Here is a 21,035-nt window from a genome sequence, read left to right as displayed (position 1 = left end):
GTGATGAAAATGAAAAATGCGATACCTGAACCAACTATTTCTACATATTCACCGAACCGTTATCTTTGCCAAAAAACAAACGATAAGCCAAACCTAAATGGAAGGCTTGACAAACTATTTTGGGAAAAAGCCCCTTGGAGTGAAAATTTCGTCGATATTGAAGGCAATGCTAAGCCGATACCTACTAAACAAACTAGGGTAAAAATGTTATGGGACGATGAGTACTTTTATTTCGGTGCTGAGTTAATAGAAGATGAAATATGGGCGACACTCACAGAAAGAGACGCTGTTATCTTCCATGATAATGACTTTGAAATCTTTATTGATCCTGATGGTGACACTCACAATTATTATGAATTTGAAATAAATGCTCTTAACACAGTTTGGGATTTATTATTAGTAAAACCGTATCGCGATGGTGGACCAAGTGTCAATGGCTGGGATATTAATGGTATGAAAACAGCCGTATACCTAGATGGGAAACTGAATGATCCCTCTAATAAAAAAAATAACCGTAAATGGAGTATTGAAGTGGCGATGCCGTGGAACATACTGAAAGAATGTGCCAAAGAAGGACGTCCACCGAAATCAGGAGAATTTTGGCGTGTAAACTTCTCACGTGTACAGTGGCAGGTCGAAGTAAAAGATGGTAAGTATGTTAAAAAAATTAATCCATTAACAGGTAAGCCGTTTCCTGAAGATAATTGGGTTTGGTCCCCAATGGGGATTATTAACATGCACTACCCAGAATTATGGGGCTATGTATTTTTTACTGACAAACCTGATAAAGAACTTCTAGCCATACCAGAGGACGAATCTAAAAAGTGGCAACTTCGTAAAGTCTATTATTTGGAAAGAAGACATTTTTCAGAGCATGGATCTTTTACCACTGATGTTGGAGAGGAACTAAAAAGAGAGCTACCTGAAGAATTTAAGATAGAAACGACATCACGCACGTTCCTTGCATCTCTACAAAGTTCTGAAGGAAATCGGAGAATTTATATTCGTGAAGATGGAAAGGTATGGGAGGAGTCATAAAATGGTCAACAATACTCAATTCATTTCGCTTGATGAAAATACAAGATTACTAGTTGAAGAGAAATTTCAATACAAAAGAGAACTTGCAAAGGCGAAGGAAAAGGAGTTATTTGGTATTTTCGATGAAACACTAACAGAAGACGAAGAACTAGCACTAAAATATGTATATGCCTATATGTCACTAAATGATTTGGCTGACTATGACGGTACTTTGTTTTTAGAACATGTAAGAAAATCCTTACATATTCAAAGCGTTGTATTATGGGGGGCACGTGTTCCTTCTTCCATTTTTCTTGATTTTGTTCTTCCTTACAGAGTGAATAACGAAAATATAGAGGATGTTCGTGGCCTACTTTTCGAAGAAATTTATCCGCGTGTAAAAGATATGTCAATGGAAGGTGCTATCTTGGAGACCAATCACTGGTGTCATGAGAAAGCGAATTATATTGGAAACGACCGCCGAACTGTTTCCCCACTAACACTAATTAGAACAGCACTTGGAAGATGTGGTGAACAATCAACCCTTGCTGTTACTGCTTTAAGAAGTATCGGTATTCCAGCTAGACAGGTATATACTCCACTTTGGGCCCATTCCGATTCAAACCATGCATGGGTAGAAGCATGGGCTGATGGCAAATGGCACTTTTTTGGAGCATGTGAGCCTGAGCCAAAATTAAATCAAGGATGGTTCCAAAAACCCGCTAAACGCGCCATGCTTATTCATACACGAATTAACGCCAATTATAACGGTCCAGAAGAAGTAACACTTTCACATCCTTGGTATTCAGAGCTTAACTTAACGAGCCTCTATGCCGACACGAAAACGATCAAGGTCCTGATTACTGATGGTGAAGGAAAACCGACTAATGCTAAGTTGCAATTCCAATTATTTAACTTTGGAGCACTCGGGACCATTATAATGATGGAAACAGATGAACTCGGAACAGTCAATATAACCCTTGGATTAGGAGATATTTATATTTCCGCTTCTGGTTCTCTCGGATGGGGCTTCGCTAAATGTAATGTAAAGGAAACCGATGAAATAACGATCGCTTTAACTACGGAAATTCCTTCTGATACCGAAGTAGAGTTCAAGATGATTCCACCTTCAGACATACCTGATGATACAAGTATAAAAGTTACGGAGGAGGAAAAAGCACTTCATACCAAACGTGTAAAGAAAGGGGCAACTATTCGTGCAAATTATGAAGCATCATTCCTAAATGAACATGATGCAGAAGAATTGTCCCGTGAATGTTTATTACCCGCTTCAAGAGTATGGGAAGTATTAAGGAAAGCCCGCGGAAACAGCCACGAGATTGCCACTTTTTTACAAGGATATTCCAAAGTATATGGAGAGTGGAGCTTACGACTTCTTGAAGTGTTAAATGATAAAGACCTTACTGACACGTTTTGCCCCACTTTAGCAGATCATCTGAAATATGCGATGAAAGTGAAAGAAAGCACCCTAAAGGTACTTGAAGATGATATATTTGTAAAATATATTTTACGGCCTCGTGTTGATACTGAAATGATTACAGCCTATCGCGCCTATTTCCATGAAGAGTTAGGGGAAGAGAACATTCAAATGTTCCTAACTAATCCTATTTCGTTGGCAGAAACCATAGAGAATGAAATTGAAGTCATTCAAGATATTAATTATTATCGAGGCTCAGCTACACCAGCGGGAAGCTTCAAATTGAAAAAGGGTGACCCACTATCTCGAGACATTTTATTTGTGGCATTAGCAAGAAGTATAGGTATTCCAGCACGCCTTGAGCCAAGTGATAGACGTCCACAGTATTTCAGTGACGGAACATGGCAAAACGTACAGTTTAGCGATAGTACAACAAAAGTGGAAATAAATACTTCTGAAATATCGGATCAAATTGGCACCGTTTTATGGGAAAAAGATGACACGCAAGATGAAGCAATCAGCTATTTCAGAAATTTTACGATTGCCCGCTTTACAAAAGGCTCTTATCAAAACCTATTTTACAAATTTGACGAAACAGATTATAAAAAAATGGAATTACCTAAAGGCCATTACCGTATAACAACTAGCACTCGATTAAAGGATGGAACAGCTCTTATTTTACTTCGATTTTTTGAAGTGAAGGCTGAGGAAGAAGTGACTGTACCTCTGGAATTTCCAAAATATGAATCTGATGTCCCTGTTATTGCGAAAGCAAATCTTGAATGCAAAGTTGAATCCATTGAAGGACAAAGCCAGATGGTCACAAACCATACTGGTACAAACGGAACAATCTTTGTCTGGATGGAGCCAGATCGAGAGCCTTCCAAACATTTACTACGTGAGTTCCGAGAAATGAAGGAAGAATGGGAGTCGCTTGATGTAAGCATTAACTGCTTTATTAGTGAGGAAAAGTGGGATGCTGCTCATTCCATCTATTCAGCTGGCGACCTTCCAAACAACCTTACTTTCTTTAAGGAAAAGGCTACTTATGACGCACTTTTAGTAATTGGTAAAGATATACCTTCTTCTAAAGTATTAGGAAAAGAATTTCCCGTCGTTTATGTTCTCGATGAAAAGAAGCGCATCCGCCACATTTCAGAAGGTTATAAACTTGGAATATCTAGAGAAGTAGTAGACGTCTACAAACAAATTTCACATTAGAAAGTTTGCTAGTCGCTGGGGCAAGATTAACACATGCCAAATTTTATTCTTTCTTATATTTGAAACTGAATGAACACGCTATTGTTTTAGCTTTAAATTAAATGAAAGTAAGCCCTGATTTCATATTGGATTCAGGGCTTACTTTGGTTACGGTGGTTATTCTCAGGTGAATCGTACATGGAGAATAACTTTCTCTTCTTCTACTATTTTCTATTTATAAAAAATAAACAAACCTTGCATTTAATATATGAGGTATCATTAACTGTATTAAGCATTATTCTATTGTTGGTCAAACAATAGAAGTTCGTAAACAAGAATGGCATACAACTAAAACTTTGAATTCTGAAAGAAAGCTAGATAATAGAAAATTTAATTCATGTAAGCGTTTTATAAAATGCAGGTAAATTGCATCTCTATCTGGAGGGGGACTAGAATTGATAGAAAAGGAATATTCGATACTAATCGTAGATGACGAGCTACCTATTAGAGAAGAATTGAGAATGTATGATTGGAGTTCTTATGGAGTAAGGTTGATGGATGAGGCAGAAAATGGAGAAGAGGCATTGGAATACTGCACTAAATATAAGCCAGATATTGTTATTACAGATATTTATATGCCTAAGATGAATGGATTACAGTTCATTCAAAGATTTAAAAACATACATCCCTATGCACAGGTCATTATTTTAACAACGTATAGTGAGTTCCACTTAGTCCAAGATGCATTGAAATTAGGAGCAGTTGATTATTTGTTAAAAGTAGCTGTGGATGATCATGAGCTAGAGAGAGCATTAACAAAGGCAAAAGATGCGTTTGAAAGGGAAAAGTCATTTTTTGAAAGAAAGAGAAAAGAGAAAGCTACGCTATTTTATAGTAAATTGAAATCGAAGGTACGAGAGGAAAGCAGTTATTATGAGCAAGTATTGCTACCATTTCCATTTTTTATTGTAAAATTTTTTGTAACAAATATAAAAGATATTGAAAGCTTAGTAGAGCAGGAGATACATGATGTCTTTAATCAATATGAACAAAAATGTATATTGAAAATAAAATGGCTTCCACTAAGTGCAGGGGAAAATATCATGATCATAAAGAGCAAACCACCTGAAGAGTGGATACGTGAAATAATCAACAAAATAAAACATTGTTTAGAGGAAGACTTGTTTTATATTGAAAGGGAGACTCATGTTTTTGCTGTCGTGAGTAAGTTAATTTTGAATCCACAAGACCTTTTGACTGAATTTAAAAAAATGGAAACGGGAGATCATTTTGGTTTTTACGAAAGACCAGACAATGTGTATTATTTAGATGGATTACCTAATGACTCTATCAGTGAAGAGGATATTGAAACGATCGAATTAAGAAGAAGTGATTCTGAAGTAAGTGTAGATGATACACAGAGATTTATTCAAGGTCACTTGTTTCAATGGGCTAATACTACACGTATTCAGCCAGATGAATTGAAGGCAATGGCTATCAAATGGTTATTTCACTGGTATAAAAAATTCAACATTCAAGAGGAAAGTAACGATATAGTTGAGAGACTATGGAATACATATACTATTAGTGAACTAATTGGATTGATGCTTCATGAAATTAATAAAGGTCAGACAGTAAAAAAAACGCGGTGGGAAATCGCCCAAGCGCAATCTCTTATTAAGGAAAATATTGCGGCTCCACTTTCCTTAACATTTATTGCTGATAAAGTTGACTTAAGCTCGCACTATTTAAGTCGGTTATTTCGGGAGGAAATGGGTGAATCGTTTAATGAATACATTACGCGTTGCCGTATGGATAAAGCAATCTACTTGCTGCAAACAACAAATATGAAAGTATATGAAGTGGCTAATTGTGTAGGAATACCAAACTACCGTTATTTTTCCGTTGTATTTAAGAAAAAGACTGGTAAGACGCCAATCGAATATAAAAAGGTTTAGAAGAAAATGAGAAGTAAACTATGGAGAATAAAAAGTTGGAGCATCGCAACTAAAGTTTTTTGTACGTTATTTATTTTGACAGCCACTTTATTTACATCTTTAGGTTGGAGAAACTTAACAGAAACAGAGAGACTGTATAAAATGCAATTAATAAATGATTCGAATTTATTAATAGAACAAGCTAATCATTTAATAGATACCTATTTGGAGAGTATTCAAAATATACTGATTTATCTTTCGTCACAAGATTATCTTTTAGAAATAAACAATGAAGAAGAGGCAGAAATTTTTCTAAGGGAATATGGAGATAATAATCGTTCTTTAATAAGTGCATTTTATATGATAAGAGAAGATGGAAAGATTTACTCAAGCAAACAAGTTTATTACGACATTCTTGGAAATCCCAATCTGAAAGCAATGGTTGAACTATCAAAGGAAAACTATGGAGGATTAAACTGGAGTGAGCCATACCATTCACCTATTTCAGGAGAAACGATTGCATTTGTTATTCCAATCACTAATAACAAGTACGAATCGGTAGGGGTTGCCATAGTAGAAATGAATTTAGATTCCATGGAGCGGAAGTTATCCCCTCTGCTAGGAGGTGAAAGTAGAACATTTACTATCTTATCTGAACAAGGAAATATCATTTCTGTTGAACCACGCCATCCACTTTTGCCATATGAACATAATTATTTGAAAGAACTGAAAGCACCATTTGTTGATGAATTATATACATTGGAGACTGGCATCGATGAGGTTGAAGGAACGACTAATGCGCTAGTATCCATTAAATCAAATAGCAATCGTTTGCGTTGGAATTTAATCACTTTAATTGATAAGCAGTATTTTTACAAAAATATTCAAGCGCTTTATCAAAGTTTCCGTAACACAGTTGGTCTATGGGTTTTGACCATATTGCTATTCTCCATTATGATGACATATTTTATTACTCATCCGATTCGGCAGTTAGTATCTAAGATGGATAAAGTGAAAGATATAGAAAACATCCCCAGTATTTCATTAAATCGTGAGGATGAATTTGGCCACTTAGCGAATAGTTATAATGCGATGATGGATCGGATTAAAAGGTTAGTAAGAGATTTGAAAGAAATGGAAGCGAAGAAGAAAGATTATGAATTAAAGATGCTACAAAGCCAGATAAGCCCTCATTTTTTGTATAATACACTAGCGTGCATCGGTAGTTTGGCAAAACAGCATAAAATAACAGAAGTACGGGAAACAATAAGAGCCTTAGTCAGTTTATTATCTTTTAGTTTTAATAAAAGTTCTGAATTTATCACATTAGCTGAAGAAATCGAAGGAATTAAGCAATATGCATACATTCAACATATCCGTTTTGGTGATAAATTTGATTTAAACATACAAATAGATGCATCTGCTCTTCAGTGTAAAATAATGAGTTTGACACTCCAACCAATCATTGAAAATGCGATTATTCATGGGGTTGCACCGTGTAAAGACAAAAGGTTAATATCAATCAAAGGAAGGATATCCGGAAAAGATTTAATTCTATATATCCGAGATGATGGAATCGGAATGGAAAAATCTGTATTAGAAGGATTATTAAAGACTGAGAGAACCACGGAAAAATATGTAGGATTTAATAATGTAGGGTTAAAAAATGTCCATGATAGAATTCAAATTCACTTCGGTACAGAATATGGGATAAAGATTGCTTCCAAAAGTCAGGTAGGAACGGTTGTAAGAGTTTCCTTATCTGTAATATTTTGAATATACATAAAAAAGACAAAATTTGAAACAGTTTTGTCTTTTTTATGTATATTTTTTTCTTCACTCGCTTTATACAATACATAGTGAGAGATGGTAAAAGGGAAGGGGGAATGATAATGAAGGAAAAGCTGGTGTTACAAAATGAAAGTGTTTACAAAGGCAAGACCCCATTTCAAAAGAAATTATCCTATGCATGGAGTTTTAGAGCGTTTTATGTGATGTTGCTACCTGGAGTTATTTGGTTTTTTGTCTATAAATATTTGCCGATGTATGGGGTTATTATTGCCTTTAAAGATTACAACTTAGTTGAAGGTATTTTGAAGAGCCCTTGGGCAGATCCTTGGTATAAGCATTTTCAAACGTTTTATGAGTCACCTTATTTTACTCAACTATTAACTAATACCTTTTTAATCAGTTTTTATAAATTATTGGTTGGTATGATTCCCTCCATCATCTTAGCGATTTTATTAAATGAATGTAGGGTTATATGGTTTAAAAGGTGGGTTCAAACATTAAGCTATATGCCTCACTTTCTATCTTGGGTAATCATTTACGGAATTCTTAATGCTTTTCTTTCACAAAGTACAGGTCTTATTAATCGTTGGATTACTGAACTGGGCGGATCTGCTCTGCCATTTTTAACTTCAACAGATTGGTTTCGGTCGGTATTAGTATTATCAGATGGATGGCAAAACCTTGGATGGGGGGCGATTATTTATCTTGCGGCCATTGCAGGGATAGATCCCTCCTTATACGAAGCAGCGAAAATAGATGGCGCGAGTAGGATGAAAATGATATGGCATATCACACTTCCCGGGATAAGGAATGTAATCTTTCTATTATTGATATTACGGATTGGTAGTATATTAGATGCTGGATTTGATCAAATTTATATTTTGTACAATATTCATGTATATCCAGTTGCTGATATTTTAGATACTTGGGTGTTTAGAACGGGATTAGAAAGAATGGACTTCAGTATTGCGGCGGCTGTTGGCTTATTCAAATCTATGATTGGATTTGTGCTAATCCTTGGAGCAAATAATACAGCAAAAAAATGGGGAGGGGGTATTTGGTGAAATCTACAGATGACAAAATATTTGATACAGTTACTTTTATTATTTTAACTAGTGTTGCCATCATTTGCTTCTTCCCATTAATGTTCGTTTTGGCAGTATCACTGACACCTTATAGTGAGGTATTAAAAAATGGGGGATTTGTTCTTTTTCCAAAGATTATTACATTGGAAGCTTACAAACATTTACTCTTTCATTCTAATATTATCCATGCCTTCGGAGTGACAATTTTTATTACTGTTGTGGGGACAATAGTAAACCTTATCTTAACTGTATTAATGGCATATCCATTAAGTAGAAAAAAGTTACCTGGTAGATCATTTTTCCTCCTTTTAGTCGTTTTTACTATGCTTTTCAGCGGGGGGATTGTCCCAACTTATTTAATTGTAAAGGCAACTGGGCTGATAAATTCTGTCTGGGCAATGATCATACCAAATGCAATATGGACATTTAATATATTGATTATGAAAAGCTTTTATGAGAATTTGCCGGAGGACCTTTTTGAATCTGCGCGGATAGATGGAGCAGGTGAACTTAGGATCTTATTTAAAATTGTTTTGCCGTTGTCTGTACCTGTGATGATGACCATAGGTTTATTCTATGCTGTTGGGCACTGGAATGAATTTTTTCAAGCAATCATGTATATAACCGATACTAGTCTCTTCCCGCTTCAAGTTGTTGTACGTGATATATTGCTACAAACGCAAAATACATTGGATAACCCAGATGTAACTCTGCCAACGGTTACGATGCAGATGGCTGCAGTGATATTAGCAAGTATACCTATTATTGTTGTTTACCCATTTATTCAAAAGCATTTCACGAAAGGAATGCTGTTAGGCTCGGTTAAAGGATGACTCATATATATATTATGAGATCTGATTTAGCAACTATATATGAAAAGGGGAATGGCGATGGGGAGAAAATTCTTAGTTCCAATAGTTTTCATTATGCTTTTAATACTAGGTTTATTGTCTGCTTGTACAGGAGAAGAAAGTACAAAAACAGGTGCGAGTAAAAAGGAGGCAGGTACCGATAAGAATACTCATGTAATGAAAATTGAGGTAGTAGGTTCTGGTGGAGGTGCGACACCACCTGATGCAGCAAGTGATTTCATTAAAGCAGGAATTGATGAGGCCTTAAATACAGATATTAACTTGAATCTGTTTGGATCCTTTGATGATTACAAAAGCCAATTGAATATCCGGATGGCTGGAGGCGACTACCCAGATCTCATGCAATTGGATCGTACTTTATTGAAAGAATACGCAAAAAAAGGTTTGTTACTTGATTTGACGCCTTACTTAGAAGAATTGAAGCCTACAATCGATTTTGTTGGTGAGGATAGTATTTTGAAAGCGACCGTTGATGAGGGGCTATATGCGATTGCGAAAGCGCCGCAAATTCCTTATAGCACATATTGGGTCAGACAAGATTGGTTGGATGCTTTAAATATGGAAGTTCCTGCTACTTTAGATGAGCTATTTGAGTTGGCGAAAGCATTTACTAAAAAGGATCCGGATGGTAATGGCAAGGCTGATACGTATGGATTTACGGGGAATGGAATAAGTACATTTGAACCGATATTTGGAGCATATGGAATGGGTAGCCCAGGGAGTTTTTATATAGAAGATGAAAAACTAATGAATTCCTATTTTGCACCTAGAATGAAAGAGGCACTAAGCTTAATCAATGAAATGATTGAAGCAGGTGTTGTGGAGCCTGAGATCATTACAAATACCGGTTTGCAGCATCAACAAAAGGCGTTCCAGGGACAAGCGGGTATTATCTATATTGATTGGCCCAATATGACAAAGCCGGAGTTTGTTGAACAAATGTATGCAGTTAATTCGGATGCAAAGTGGGTGCAGGTTAAGGCTTTCAATGGTCCAGGAGGAGAATTTACAGGGTCATGGGATATTGGTGCAACTCCGGGCATGTATGGAGTACCAAAAGCACTCGAAAAAGATCCAGAGAAATTGAAGAGAATAATTGAACTGTTTAATTATGTATCTCATGATGAAGGAGCAAATCTTGTTCAATATGGGATCGAGGGGGAACATTTTAATATGGAGGATGGAAAGCCGGTATTAACAGAATTAGGAACACAAGAACTGGGATATGTTTGGCTCTACCAATTTACAGGTCGTCCAGAAATAGAATACCTAGAAGGGCGTTTTAAATATGCCATAGACGAGATGGGTTTTGCAGCAAATCAACCGAGAATAGAAACATTAAACGGTTTCATTAATATTCCAGATAGTTATAATCCAGGGGATGCTGATAGGTATACAGAAGAGGAAACTGTTAAATTCTTGTATGGTAATCGTTCATTGGATGAGTATGATGATTTCCTAGAAACGTTGAATACAACCTTTAATTATGAAACATATACAAATTCTGCAGAAGAACAGTTGAAGGCTCTCGGCTTAGTCAAATAAACCAAAGATGCGAAGAAGGAAAAAATAGCTTCCTTCGCACCCTATTTTATAATCAACTTAAATGCTAGGAGGAATAATTAAATGAGCAAAAATATGGTCGACTATCAGTCACTTATTTCCAAATTTCAGGAACAAGGATATTTATTGTTAAGGAATGTTTTATCACAAGAAAAAGTGAAGCGATTGAATGGTGGTATAGATGAGATTCTATTAGAAGAGGAGGAATCATTAGCCTACAATGTTTACAATAGTGTAGCAAGGCATCCAGAAATTGCTAATTTAATCGATGAACCAACGATTCTTCCACTAATTGTGAATTTACTAGGACATAATATACAATTACACATTTCTCATTTAACCGTTCGTAAACCAAACCCGAACAACGAGAAAACAAAAACAAATAGTTTTATTGACTGGCATCAAGATGGGCCGCATCCTTCATTTCCAAAAATAAACGGATTGACCTCTACCTACTATATAAAGGCTTGCTATATTCTTAGCGATATGTCTGAACCAGATCGTGGAAATACAAAAATTATACCAAAGAGCCATAACCGGCCATACAATCCGAATAATACGAATGTGAATGAAATGATAGAAGAGGAAGTACAAGTGTGTGGATACCCGGGTGATGTTTTCATTTTTCCACAAAACATTTGGCATGCTGGCGCTCCAAATAATTCGGAATTCATAAGGAGGCAAGTATTTATGGGTTACAGTCCTATTTGGATGCGTCCAATTGATTATCATGTCGCACCTGATCATTTATTGAAAGACGCTTCACCCATTCGAAAGCAATTACTCGGAGGAATTGACGATAATCCGTTTAAATATTACGTACCGGACGATAGTATGGTACCACTAAAATCTTTGTTTAACGGAAGTGTCGGTGAAGGAGTTTATAAATAATGAGAAAAGAAACGGTGCAAACTGATATTACAGTTGTTGGTGGTGGTTTAGCAGGTGTATGTGCAGCAATTGCTGCTGCAAGAATGGGCCAAACTGTATCACTGATTCAAAATCGACCTGTACTCGGTGGCAACTCAAGTAGTGAAGTAAGGGTATGGGTATGTGGAGCAACAGCACATGGTGTTCATCGGTATGCGAGAGAAACTGGTATTATGGGAGAATTATTTGTTGAAAATCAGTATATGAATCCAGAAGGCAATCCTTATTACTGGGATTTAGCTATATTAGAAAAGGTGAAGGCAGAAAAAAACATTCAATTATTCCTGAATACGGATGTGCGTGAAGTGGATTCAGAAGGAAAGGAAGATAACCGCAAAATTACAGCTGTCACGGGTTGGATGATGGGATCAGAGCGTCACATTCGCTTTGAAAGTAATGTTTTCTTAGATTGCACTGGAGATGGATTAGTCGGATTTTTGGCTGGGGCAAAGTATCGTATTGGTAGAGAGGCCAAAAGTGAATTCAACGAGGACTGGGCTCCAGAAGAGGCGGATGATATCACGTTAGGAAGCTCCATATTATTTTACACAAAGGATATTGGTTATCCAGTTAAATACGTTCCTCCGAGTTTTGCAAAGGACATCACGAAAACATCTATACCGCTTAAAAGAGTTATACGTAGTGGCGATAATGGATGTGCATATTGGTGGATTGAGTGGGGAGGAGAGGTTGATACTGTTTATGATAATGAGAAAATCAGAGACGAATTATGGTCTGCCATATACGGTGTGTGGGATTATATTAAAAACTCCGGAAAGTTTGATGCCGATCATCTCACTTTAGAGTGGATTGGGGCATTACCAGGGAAAAGGGAATATAGAAGATTCATAGGCGATTATATTATCAATCAAAATGATATATTGAATCAAAGACGATATGAAGATGATGTCGCATTTGGAGGCTGGTCCATAGACCTTCATCCACCTCAAGGGATGTACGCGGAAGAGGGCGGAGCGAAACATTTACACATGGACGGAGTTTATCATATTCCATTTCGTTCGTTATATTCACAAAATGTATCTAATCTCTTATTTGCTGGAAGGAATATTAGCGCCTCCCATGTCGCTTTTGGGACAACGCGAGTAATGGCAACTTGTGCGGTCATTGGTGAAGCGGCAGGAACAGGTGCAGCTCTTTCTTTTCAAAAAGGAACATCTCCGAGAGGGTTATACGAAAACCATTTAAAGGAGCTGCAGCAAGTGTTATTAAAGCAAGATGCTTCCTTAATTGGAATTAGTAATACAGATGAGAATGATCTTGCTCAAAAGGCTATATTACGTTCTTCAAGCGAAAGAAAGCAATTGATCGTTGCTGATTCCAGTCAGACATATGCATTAACAGCTGATGTTGGTTTGCATATTCCAATCGAACCAACTTTGGATCAAATTGAGTTATTGTTAGACGCAGAAGCGGATACAATTCTTGAAGTAGAGCTATGGGATACTGGGAAAATGGAGAATTATATACCGGCGGTGAAACAATTGAGTGAAAGAGTATCAATCGAAAAAGGTGCCCACCAATGGGTTTCAGTTAATCTTCCTTGGCACCCGGCAGATGCTCAAAACGCTTTTATTATTATAAAAGAAAATAAAGATATAAGATTACATGTTTCTAATCAATCAACAACTGGGATATTAGCCTATTTGAAGGACAAGAATAATGAAAAAGAGTCACATCAACTGCCGAAACAAGAGGTTACTCGTTGGAATATGAGCCCGTTTGTCCGAAAAGCTTTTTGTATAAAAGTATACCCAGAAACGAATGCATTTTCAGCAGGAAAATTAATTGATGGATATAACCGTCCATATGGGGGACCACATATGTGGGTATCTGGTGAAATGACGGATGGGACGGAAGAATGGGCAGAGTTGGGATGGAATCAACCTATAACCATTAAAGAAGTGCAAGTAATTTTTAATGATGATGTTAATGAGGATCTAATAAACTTACACCATCACAAGACACCATTTGATATTATCCCTGAACTTGTAAAAGACTATAGATTGGAAATAAAAAGGGATGGAAAACGGGTGGTGATCCATGAAGAAAAAGGTAATCGGAAACGAAAGCAACACCATCTCTTTAGTAATGATATCGAATCGAATACATTAAGAATAGTCGTAGAAAATACAAATGGAGCATCCAGCGCAGAGATAGTAGCAATAAGGGTTTACTAATTTAATCAAAATGAATGGAGTATTATATCAGTATTTAAAATACACGAAGGTGGTTATCCAGTACTGGCAATTCTATAAAGGCTATCCCTTGTCAAACGAGGGATAGCTTTTCAGATTTCAAAAGTTATTCAAGGTGTACCACAAAATAGCATTACTTTTTATAGTTGATCATTGGCCATTCTCGTTGCATTAGTACAGGCATAATTCTATCAGGTTTATTTCCTTCCCATATATAGATAGCTTAGTTCCTTCCTAATCAAAAGAGATAGTTAAAATTGAAAATTTAGTAGCTCACTAAAAAGATTATCAAATCGGAAACAACACTTTTGTAGCAATGTGTCTACGCAACTTTTTCATATGAAGTGAATGCAATTTCAGATTTCTACCTCCCTGATATATATTCAGTGATTTTTTTAAAAAACCATCAGTTTTTGCCCGTCTTAAGGACATAAAGTGGCTGAAATAATTACATTACCAACAATTTCTTCATTCAGATTAGAGAAAAGTAAGGCGGAGAAATTAGGCATACTGAAAAATGTTTTAAAATGGGTGAAAAGTTATATCATTTTACCATTTGTGATTTTGTATTGTGGTTGTTTTCCTTCCTATATAGTAATATTATTTTTATGAGATAGCGGGCATTACAGGAATATAAAAAGCTGGAGGTGAAATTATTGCATGAGAAAAAAGGGAATGTAGCAATTTTACTCACAATTGTTTTAGTTAGTGCTTTTATCATAGGTGGTTATATTTATTGGGAAAAACATTTACTGGATAAAGTAGGTACTACTAGTTGGAAGGTAGAAAATCATAAAGGAAAAACCTTATCTGTAGCACTATTATCAAATAAACAAATCCCTGAAATAAACGACGATGATGAAGAGGAAGCTAAGGACAGTAAGGAAGAGGAAATAAGTGAAGATATAGAGGAGTCCGTAACTGATCCATTTACGGACCAATCAGTAACAACTGAAGTTTACAGTGATAATTCGGTATCGCGATTTAATAATCACTCCACTTACAGCCCTGTTAAGAAGAGGGGACAAGTATCAAAGAATAATGAAAAAGATAAAACAGATTATAAACCAAAAGATAAATCAGACGAAAGTAATAATGAAGCTAATAACCCCGATAATCCTGATAAAGCTAACAAACCTATAGAGCCTCCGCAGGAGTCGAATACACCAAAACAACCCGATGATATTGAAAAATCTGTTACTGATTCGAAAGAACTCGAGGATACATCAAAGAGTCCAGCAATTCCTATACAACCTGCACCTGATCTGGAAGAACCTAAAGAACCCTAAATAGCTGAAGATGAAAAGGAAATAGGGGATATAGTAATCCCGGAAGTTCAAGAAGAATCGGGAAACCAATGAAAAGGGCTTAGAGCTAACCTAAAAAAGCTTCGATTTGGATTTTTTGTTTTTTTACCAAGCAATATCTAGGATCAAAAGGAACTTGGTGTGGAATTGAGGATTAGAAACACGGCACATTTGGTTACAAAAGTTCCTTGGGAACAGATTAAAAAGCTTATGTTTTAGTGTTGATAATCATATTTCGCTGTCTGAATAAGAAGGTATCTGTGCTCGGCATCCATACAATTCCTACTCCAGAAATCTGATTCAGTTTATTTCTTACATAATAAAAAGACCAGTCTAATAATAAAAGACTGGTCTTGGTTAATTTAGTGTTAAGAGCCACATATGCCGTACTCGTTATAAAAAGTTTTAAACCACCACTTCTCCAAGTGGGTGTTCGCAGAAACTATCCTGTCTTCCTTTCGAAGAAGGCCTGACATTATCGTTTCAATTAAAACTCCCTATTATAAGGTTAGAGTTAAAACTTAATGCCATACGGACATCGCAGCTTCTATAACCATCATAAAGCTTTTTCATCGATTTATCAATAGTTTAATTTAACCATTGTGGGCATTTATTGCCTGATCTACAATGCTCAATAAATTAGTACCTTTTCATGAGTCTCGGGTTTCAACAGCTAAAAGAGCAACTAAGATGATGTTCAGCTGCTGCAGGTGAAGAAATATAGCTGCTAACAACAGAGTCGCGAAATTGTATTCAATCTTTTAAGACTATTTACCATAGGTTTTTAGCTTTTAGAATTCCTATGAACAACAGAAGCCTGCGCATTTCATGAATTATTCTGTTTCAAAATTATAGGGTTGCATGAACATTTAACAAGTCATTGATTTGGATAGGGCGCTTTTCTTTAACGGAACGCCAAACTGCTTCCCCTGTGGATACGGCATATGCACCATCGATTGATCCGGATAATATCGGATACGGTCGAAGCGGATCGACGCCAAGAAACACATCTTCTAAAAGAACCGGATCTCCTCCACCATGTCCTCCTTCTTTATGGACGACATGAATCGTTTCCTTTGAACCAAATAACGGATAATAGTCAATCGTCTGCTGTGGTGTAGGAAATGGAGTTCTTTTTGGTGCGTGATATTCTGTTGTTTCAATCCTTCCTTTAGTGCCATTAATCGCTAAACGGTAGCCTTCATATGGGAGAGAAAAATTAACAGAATAACTTAATAAAGCTCCTTTGTCATAACGAACCGTTGCTGTATAGGTGTCTTCAATTTCAATGTTAGAGTCAAAAATACATTGGTCGGGACGGTAACTGGTATAATTTCCTTGCGATATTTTGACATCCACGCTACCTAAATGATCGTCCTTTACTTTTTCTGATTTTGTTCTTGTTGTCCATCTTGTATGATAGAGACAATTTTGTTTAACAGTGCAGGTATCGCAATGTCTCCCATCTTCTTTTAATGGGTTTAAGGGACCGTTTTCTCCGTAATAATTGAGATCTCCGAAAGCAAATACCTCTACAGGTTTTTGATTCGTCCACCAATTAACTAAATCAAAATGATGGGAGCTTTTATGAACGGATAGTCCACCAGAAAATTCCCTCATTCGATTCCAGCGTTGAAAATAGCTTGAACCATGATATGTGTCAATATACCAATTAAGATCAATTGATGTTATTTTTCCGATTTTGTTTGATATTATTAATTCCTTAATTTTCATATGAATAGGACTATAGCGATAATTAAATGTTACCGTTACTTTTCCGTTGCTTGCAGCCTCGGCTTCGATAATTCTTTTACAATCTTCTGCTGTTGTGGCCATTGGTTTTTCAACAATAATATCTAAGTTTTTATTTAGACCTTGTAGGATATAATCAACATGTGTATCATCTCTACTAGCCACAATGATAACATCCGGATTTGTTTCTTTTACCATCTGATCAAATTGTTTCGGAAGATACTCTGGTACATGGCTAATTTCTGAATGAGCCTGCTTACATACTTCAAAACGCCGTGGATCGGCATCTAATAAAGCAACGACCTTATGTTCTAATGAAAATTGTTGTACAATCGGACGGATATACATCCCAATCGCGCGGTTACTCACTCCACAAATAGCATATCTTTTCATCATTACACTCCCTAATTCTATACATTTTCGCCTAATCCTCGGTAAATCGAACTTCATTAATCAATTCTTATCCAATTGCATCCACAACCCGCCACTAGGTTTTGCTTCTTCTGTGAAACAGAATAAGCCTATTTTTGCTCCGTCCCAATGTCCCTTTTTTGCCTAAAAAGGTGCACCCCATTCATTAAAGTCTTCTCCGTCAAGGCTGTAATGGAACTGACAAATGGCTTCTTCTTGAACAATGACCCGTAAATAAACGGTCGATGCATCGACTGTCAACTAATTTTTCACCTTTTCCAAGGGGATCGCTTCGTTTCTTGTTCCAGCAACATGAACAAGCCCAGTTGCATTCAATGCCATATATTCATATTCCTTTCCTAAAATAATAAGGCCAGCTTGATCTGCGATAGAGGAAGGATGAAAGAGCAATTTAGTCGTCACCGTAAAAGTCGGTGCTGGGAACTTCGACAATGGACGTTTGGTAATTCAGCTACGATTTTTTGTGAAAGGTGAGGAAAAGATTGGGCAAATAGGCGTAACCCACTTGCCTTTCTTAACTCATACCACTTCAGATCATAATTAGCTTCCCATTGCCATTGAAGGCCAAGAGTATCGTGAATAGGGGCCCCTGGTATTTCGAGAAAGGCGCGCCAATTTTTGTCTTCTAGGACCTCCTGGGGTTCTGATTGTTACGCATATTCACTAATGGGCTTACCCTATATTCTGTACTTGTCCACCATGTTTGATATTCATCTGATAACAAATACTCATTTACTCCAAAGGCGGTATCTGGATTTTCACTTTGGCTTGTGACGAAAATGTTATGGTAAAGTCCTTTCGGTTCTTCTTCCGGATAATTCCCGCCCCAAGTTGGGTAGGTGACCCAAACAAAATTCAAACCAGCAGCATCTTGTTCGCGCTGTAAATACCCTTTTGTAAAGGCATGCCCTGGTACAAGAGCATAATCAAATATTTCGTCTGCATTCCCTGTCCCGTTATACATAAATTCCTCTAATTCCACGACTGAATCCATCTTTGGTAAATTTCCGGGAATATTAAATATTTCTTGTTGACGTTCTTAAAACAAATTGATTATTATTCTTTTCCTGCTAGATCCTTAATCATATTCCGTGCTTCCTCATCCATCACTCTAATGACTGTGTTAATATCTTCACCTTCAAGGAGTCGTTGATAAGCATTGATCACCAAAGTTTTATAAAGAGGTCCTTCATAATGTGATTTCTTTGGTATTGGAGCGCCTTGTAATTGAAATAGTGCTTGCGTATTTTTATCATCCAAAACTTCTGCGTGGTCTAGTTCTTTTCCAAATTCATCATATATTTCTTTATTAAGCAAAGCAGTTGATCCACCTGTTGTCACCGACCATTTTTGATATTCCTCTGACATTAGATATGCAAGAACTTCGAAGGCAGCATCTGGATTTTCACTTTGACTTGTTACAAACAAATTGTTATATAGCTCATTAGGGAGATAATCAGGATAATCTCCACCCCAAGTAGGGTATGTAACCCAATCAAAGTTCAAACCAGCTTCTGCTTCACGATATGTAAAGCCGTTGGTTTGATCACGTCCAGGGAAAAGTGCATAATCAAATATCGGATCAGCATTATTTCCGTTATACATAAAATCTGCTAAATCTTCCATTGAATCCATCTCTGGAAGGTTCTCTGGGATATTAAAGATTGTTTGTTGACGTTCTAGAAAGATACGCAATTCTTTATTATCTAGAATATTCGGCTCATTTGTTTCTGGGTCTATTATGGTGGCACTTACTTGTGCCAGCTGATCTCTACCAGGCCAGAGACCGTGGTATTTTTGACCATCTCTTTCACCAGATAATTGTCTACCTAGTTCAATGACTTCATCCCAAGTCATATTATCTGTCGGGTATGGGACACCGAAAGCATCAAAAATATCTTTATTATAAGCCATTATATAACCAGGTCGAAAAACAGGTAGGGCGTTCAACTCTCCTTCAAGGGAAGCGTTTTTTAAAGATTCTATAATACCCGGATCGTATAGACCGAGATCAAGACCGTGTTTTTCTACTAGCGGCATCTGATCTCGAAGTAAATCAAGTTCTTTAAACATTCGAAAATCACTTCCCATGACAATATCAGGTACGAATCCTTTGGCAAAGTTTTCTTCGATTTCCTCTTTTCCACTAGCTTGAATATAAGTTAGTGTTATGTGTGGTAGAGCTTTTTTTACATGTTGATTGAAGGTCTTCTCAAAATCTTTCTCCCCCCAGTGAATCATCAAAGCGACAGTTGCTTCTTCAGGTTCATCAGTCTTAGGATTTTTTTCAGCTACACCACTTTTAGGGGATTCTTCAGCATTATTTCCTTTTGTTTCACTACTACATCCAATGATTAATGCCATTACTCCGATTATAAAGAGAAGACTCCATATTCTTCGCTTCATCAATACCACCCCTTCTTCTATTATTTTTAAAATTGCCACAAATTAGATAACGCTTTCATGATATCGCACCATAGTGCTATACTCTATACATAAACATGCTCTTTTTATCTGTATCTTTGCTTTTTTTGTCTTTAGTACCTTTTTTGAGGAGATGGTCAGATGACAGATATTTTCGGTCCGAAGTATTATTTAGATTATGAATCGTTTTCAATGCAATTTATGCGTAGAAAAGGATTTTCATCTATGTCTACGCCACACGCTCATGCATTTTATGAATTGTATTATTTACGTAAAGGTGAGCGAGTTTATTTCATCAACGGAAAGGTATATACAGCAAAGAGTGGTGATATTATGATCATTAATCCACATGATGTACACCGTACAACAAGCTCAACTGTCCCTGAATTTGAACGAATTTTAATTAACTTTACTCACGATTTTATCCAACCCGACGTTACGGCACCAGGTTTACCATTACTTCCTTTTCAACACGGTTCTCGACTTATCCGTTTCCCTGTAAATGAGCAACCCAATACCGAACAACTTATTTTTGAAATGTTGACAGAATGTAAGAAAGAAAAAGTAGGACATATATTTTATGTTAAGGCATTACTAATCAAACTGTTAATTCAAATCTATCGTCAATCCTTTCAACCACCGCCAGAATATACTCATCCCATGCATGAAAAAGTATCTGAAATTGCTACCTATTTAGATCAACACTATAGTGATGAATTAACGTTGAAACAGATTGCAGATAAATACTATATTAGTCCCTCTTATTTAAGCCGCACTTTTAAGAGAATAACGGGTTTTTATTTTAGTGAATATGTTCAAGCCGTACGAATGCGCGAAGCTCGTCGCCAATTGATTGAATCGGATAAAAAGGTTTTGACCATTGCAGAGGATGTAGGTTTCCACACCATTGCCCATTTCAATAAATCATTCAAAAAAGTGACAGGTGTCGCACCAATACAATTTAGGAAACAAAATAAACGTCTCTCATATGGCGAGCAAAAACTTTTTATTGACTAGGAAAGTAGTTCTGTGCCAGGCACCCAAATGATTCACATTATTCTCATAATTAGC

At 36.5% G+C, this 21,035-nt stretch carries 15 protein-coding genes and 1 other RNA gene; 11 read left to right on the top strand and 5 right to left on the bottom strand.

Going from position 1 to position 21,035, the window contains the following annotated elements:
- Positions 1-9 precede the first annotated feature (9 nt).
- The 10 genes from MHB53_RS13120 to MHB53_RS13075 all read left to right on the top strand — a co-directional run bounded on the left by MHB53_RS13120 (position 10) and on the right by MHB53_RS13075 (position 15,338).
- Positions 10-1,038, top strand: a complete 1,029-nt coding sequence (locus MHB53_RS13120; RefSeq protein WP_340919003.1) for a carbohydrate-binding family 9-like protein — start codon at positions 10-12, stop codon at positions 1,036-1,038.
- Position 1,039: 1 nt separating this feature from the next.
- Entirely contained in the window at positions 1,040-3,676 is a 2,637-nt protein-coding gene (locus MHB53_RS13115; protein ID WP_340918998.1) for a transglutaminase domain-containing protein, read from the top strand.
- Positions 3,677-4,110: 434 nt separating this feature from the next.
- Positions 4,111-5,613: a response regulator transcription factor gene (locus MHB53_RS13110; RefSeq protein ID WP_340918996.1), complete on the top strand. Its 1,503-nt coding sequence runs from the start codon at positions 4,111-4,113 to the stop codon at positions 5,611-5,613.
- 6 nt (positions 5,614-5,619) lie between these two features.
- Positions 5,620-7,368 carry a cache domain-containing sensor histidine kinase gene (locus MHB53_RS13105; RefSeq protein WP_340918994.1) on the top strand — a complete coding sequence of 583 codons (1,749 nt, stop codon included), beginning with the start codon at positions 5,620-5,622 and terminating at the stop codon, positions 7,366-7,368.
- Positions 7,369-7,586: 218 nt separating this feature from the next.
- A complete protein-coding gene (locus tag MHB53_RS13100; protein WP_340924696.1) occupies positions 7,587-8,447 on the top strand; it encodes an ABC transporter permease in 861 nt (286 codons plus the stop codon).
- A complete protein-coding gene (locus MHB53_RS13095) occupies positions 8,441-9,301 on the top strand; it encodes a carbohydrate ABC transporter permease (RefSeq protein WP_340918992.1) in 861 nt (286 codons plus the stop codon). The genes MHB53_RS13100 and MHB53_RS13095 overlap by 7 nt, the downstream gene beginning before the upstream one ends.
- Positions 9,302-9,358: 57 nt before the next feature.
- Positions 9,359-10,885, top strand: a complete 1,527-nt coding sequence (locus MHB53_RS13090) for an extracellular solute-binding protein (protein WP_340918990.1) — start codon at positions 9,359-9,361, stop codon at positions 10,883-10,885.
- 81 nt (positions 10,886-10,966) lie between these two features.
- The gene (locus MHB53_RS13085; protein ID WP_340918987.1) at positions 10,967-11,794 is read left to right on the top strand and encodes a phytanoyl-CoA dioxygenase family protein; all 828 of its coding nucleotides are present in this window, start codon (positions 10,967-10,969) and stop codon (positions 11,792-11,794) included.
- Positions 11,794-14,031, top strand: coding sequence for an FAD-dependent oxidoreductase (locus MHB53_RS13080; protein WP_340918985.1), 2,238 nt, complete (start codon positions 11,794-11,796; stop codon positions 14,029-14,031). Before MHB53_RS13085 ends, MHB53_RS13080 begins: the two co-directional genes overlap by 1 nt.
- A gap of 674 nt (positions 14,032-14,705) precedes the next feature.
- Positions 14,706-15,338 (top strand): hypothetical protein, encoded by a 633-nt coding sequence (locus MHB53_RS13075; protein WP_340918981.1) that lies wholly within the window; start codon positions 14,706-14,708, stop codon positions 15,336-15,338.
- 386 nt (positions 15,339-15,724) lie between these two features.
- Here the strand turns inward: MHB53_RS13075 and ssrS are convergent.
- The 5 genes from ssrS to MHB53_RS13050 all read right to left on the bottom strand — a co-directional run bounded on the left by ssrS (position 15,725) and on the right by MHB53_RS13050 (position 19,946).
- Positions 15,725-15,906, bottom strand: a non-coding RNA gene (gene ssrS, locus MHB53_RS13070) — 6S RNA.
- Between the two features lie 299 nt (positions 15,907-16,205).
- A complete protein-coding gene (locus MHB53_RS13065; protein ID WP_340918978.1) occupies positions 16,206-17,501 on the bottom strand; it encodes a Gfo/Idh/MocA family protein in 1,296 nt (431 codons plus the stop codon).
- 279 nt (positions 17,502-17,780) lie between these two features.
- Entirely contained in the window at positions 17,781-17,972 is a 192-nt protein-coding gene (locus tag MHB53_RS13060; protein ID WP_340918975.1) for a beta-xylosidase family glycoside hydrolase, read from the bottom strand.
- Between the two features lie 193 nt (positions 17,973-18,165).
- Positions 18,166-18,534: a hypothetical protein gene (locus tag MHB53_RS13055; protein WP_340918973.1), complete on the bottom strand. Its 369-nt coding sequence runs from the start codon at positions 18,532-18,534 to the stop codon at positions 18,166-18,168.
- Between the two features lie 62 nt (positions 18,535-18,596).
- Complete coding sequence (locus MHB53_RS13050) at positions 18,597-19,946, bottom strand: ABC transporter substrate-binding protein (protein WP_340918971.1); 1,350 nt, start codon at positions 19,944-19,946, stop codon at positions 18,597-18,599.
- A gap of 159 nt (positions 19,947-20,105) precedes the next feature.
- Here MHB53_RS13050 and MHB53_RS13045 point away from each other — a divergent pair, with 159 nt between their 5' ends.
- Entirely contained in the window at positions 20,106-20,981 is an 876-nt protein-coding gene (locus MHB53_RS13045; RefSeq protein WP_340918970.1) for a helix-turn-helix transcriptional regulator, read from the top strand.
- The last annotated feature ends 54 nt before the right edge of the window (positions 20,982-21,035 follow it).

The organism is Bacillus sp. FSL K6-3431, assembly GCF_038002605.1.
Classification (GTDB): Bacteria; Bacillota; Bacilli; order Bacillales; family Bacillaceae_C; genus Lederbergia.
Note: the sequence above shows the minus strand (reverse complement) of the source record. Positions and strands in the feature narration are given on the sequence as shown.

Coding starts and splice junctions, on each gene's coding strand:
- MHB53_RS13085 (WP_340918987.1), top strand. CDS start 10,967: ATGAGCAAAAATATGGTCGACTATCAGTCACTTATTTCCAAATTTCAG.
- MHB53_RS13080 (WP_340918985.1), top strand. CDS start 11,794: ATGAGAAAAGAAACGGTGCAAACTGATATTACAGTTGTTGGTGGTGGT.
- MHB53_RS13120 (WP_340919003.1), top strand. CDS start 10: ATGAAAAATGCGATACCTGAACCAACTATTTCTACATATTCACCGAAC.
- MHB53_RS13090 (WP_340918990.1), top strand. CDS start 9,359: ATGGGGAGAAAATTCTTAGTTCCAATAGTTTTCATTATGCTTTTAATA.
- MHB53_RS13065 (WP_340918978.1), bottom strand. CDS start 17,501: ATGAAAAGATATGCTATTTGTGGAGTGAGTAACCGCGCGATTGGGATG.
- MHB53_RS13045 (WP_340918970.1), top strand. CDS start 20,106: ATGACAGATATTTTCGGTCCGAAGTATTATTTAGATTATGAATCGTTT.
- MHB53_RS13115 (WP_340918998.1), top strand. CDS start 1,040: ATGGTCAACAATACTCAATTCATTTCGCTTGATGAAAATACAAGATTA.
- MHB53_RS13050 (WP_340918971.1), bottom strand. CDS start 19,946: ATGAAGCGAAGAATATGGAGTCTTCTCTTTATAATCGGAGTAATGGCA.
- MHB53_RS13100 (WP_340924696.1), top strand. CDS start 7,587: ATGTTGCTACCTGGAGTTATTTGGTTTTTTGTCTATAAATATTTGCCG.
- MHB53_RS13055 (WP_340918973.1), bottom strand. CDS start 18,534: ATGGATTCAGTCGTGGAATTAGAGGAATTTATGTATAACGGGACAGGG.
- MHB53_RS13105 (WP_340918994.1), top strand. CDS start 5,620: ATGAGAAGTAAACTATGGAGAATAAAAAGTTGGAGCATCGCAACTAAA.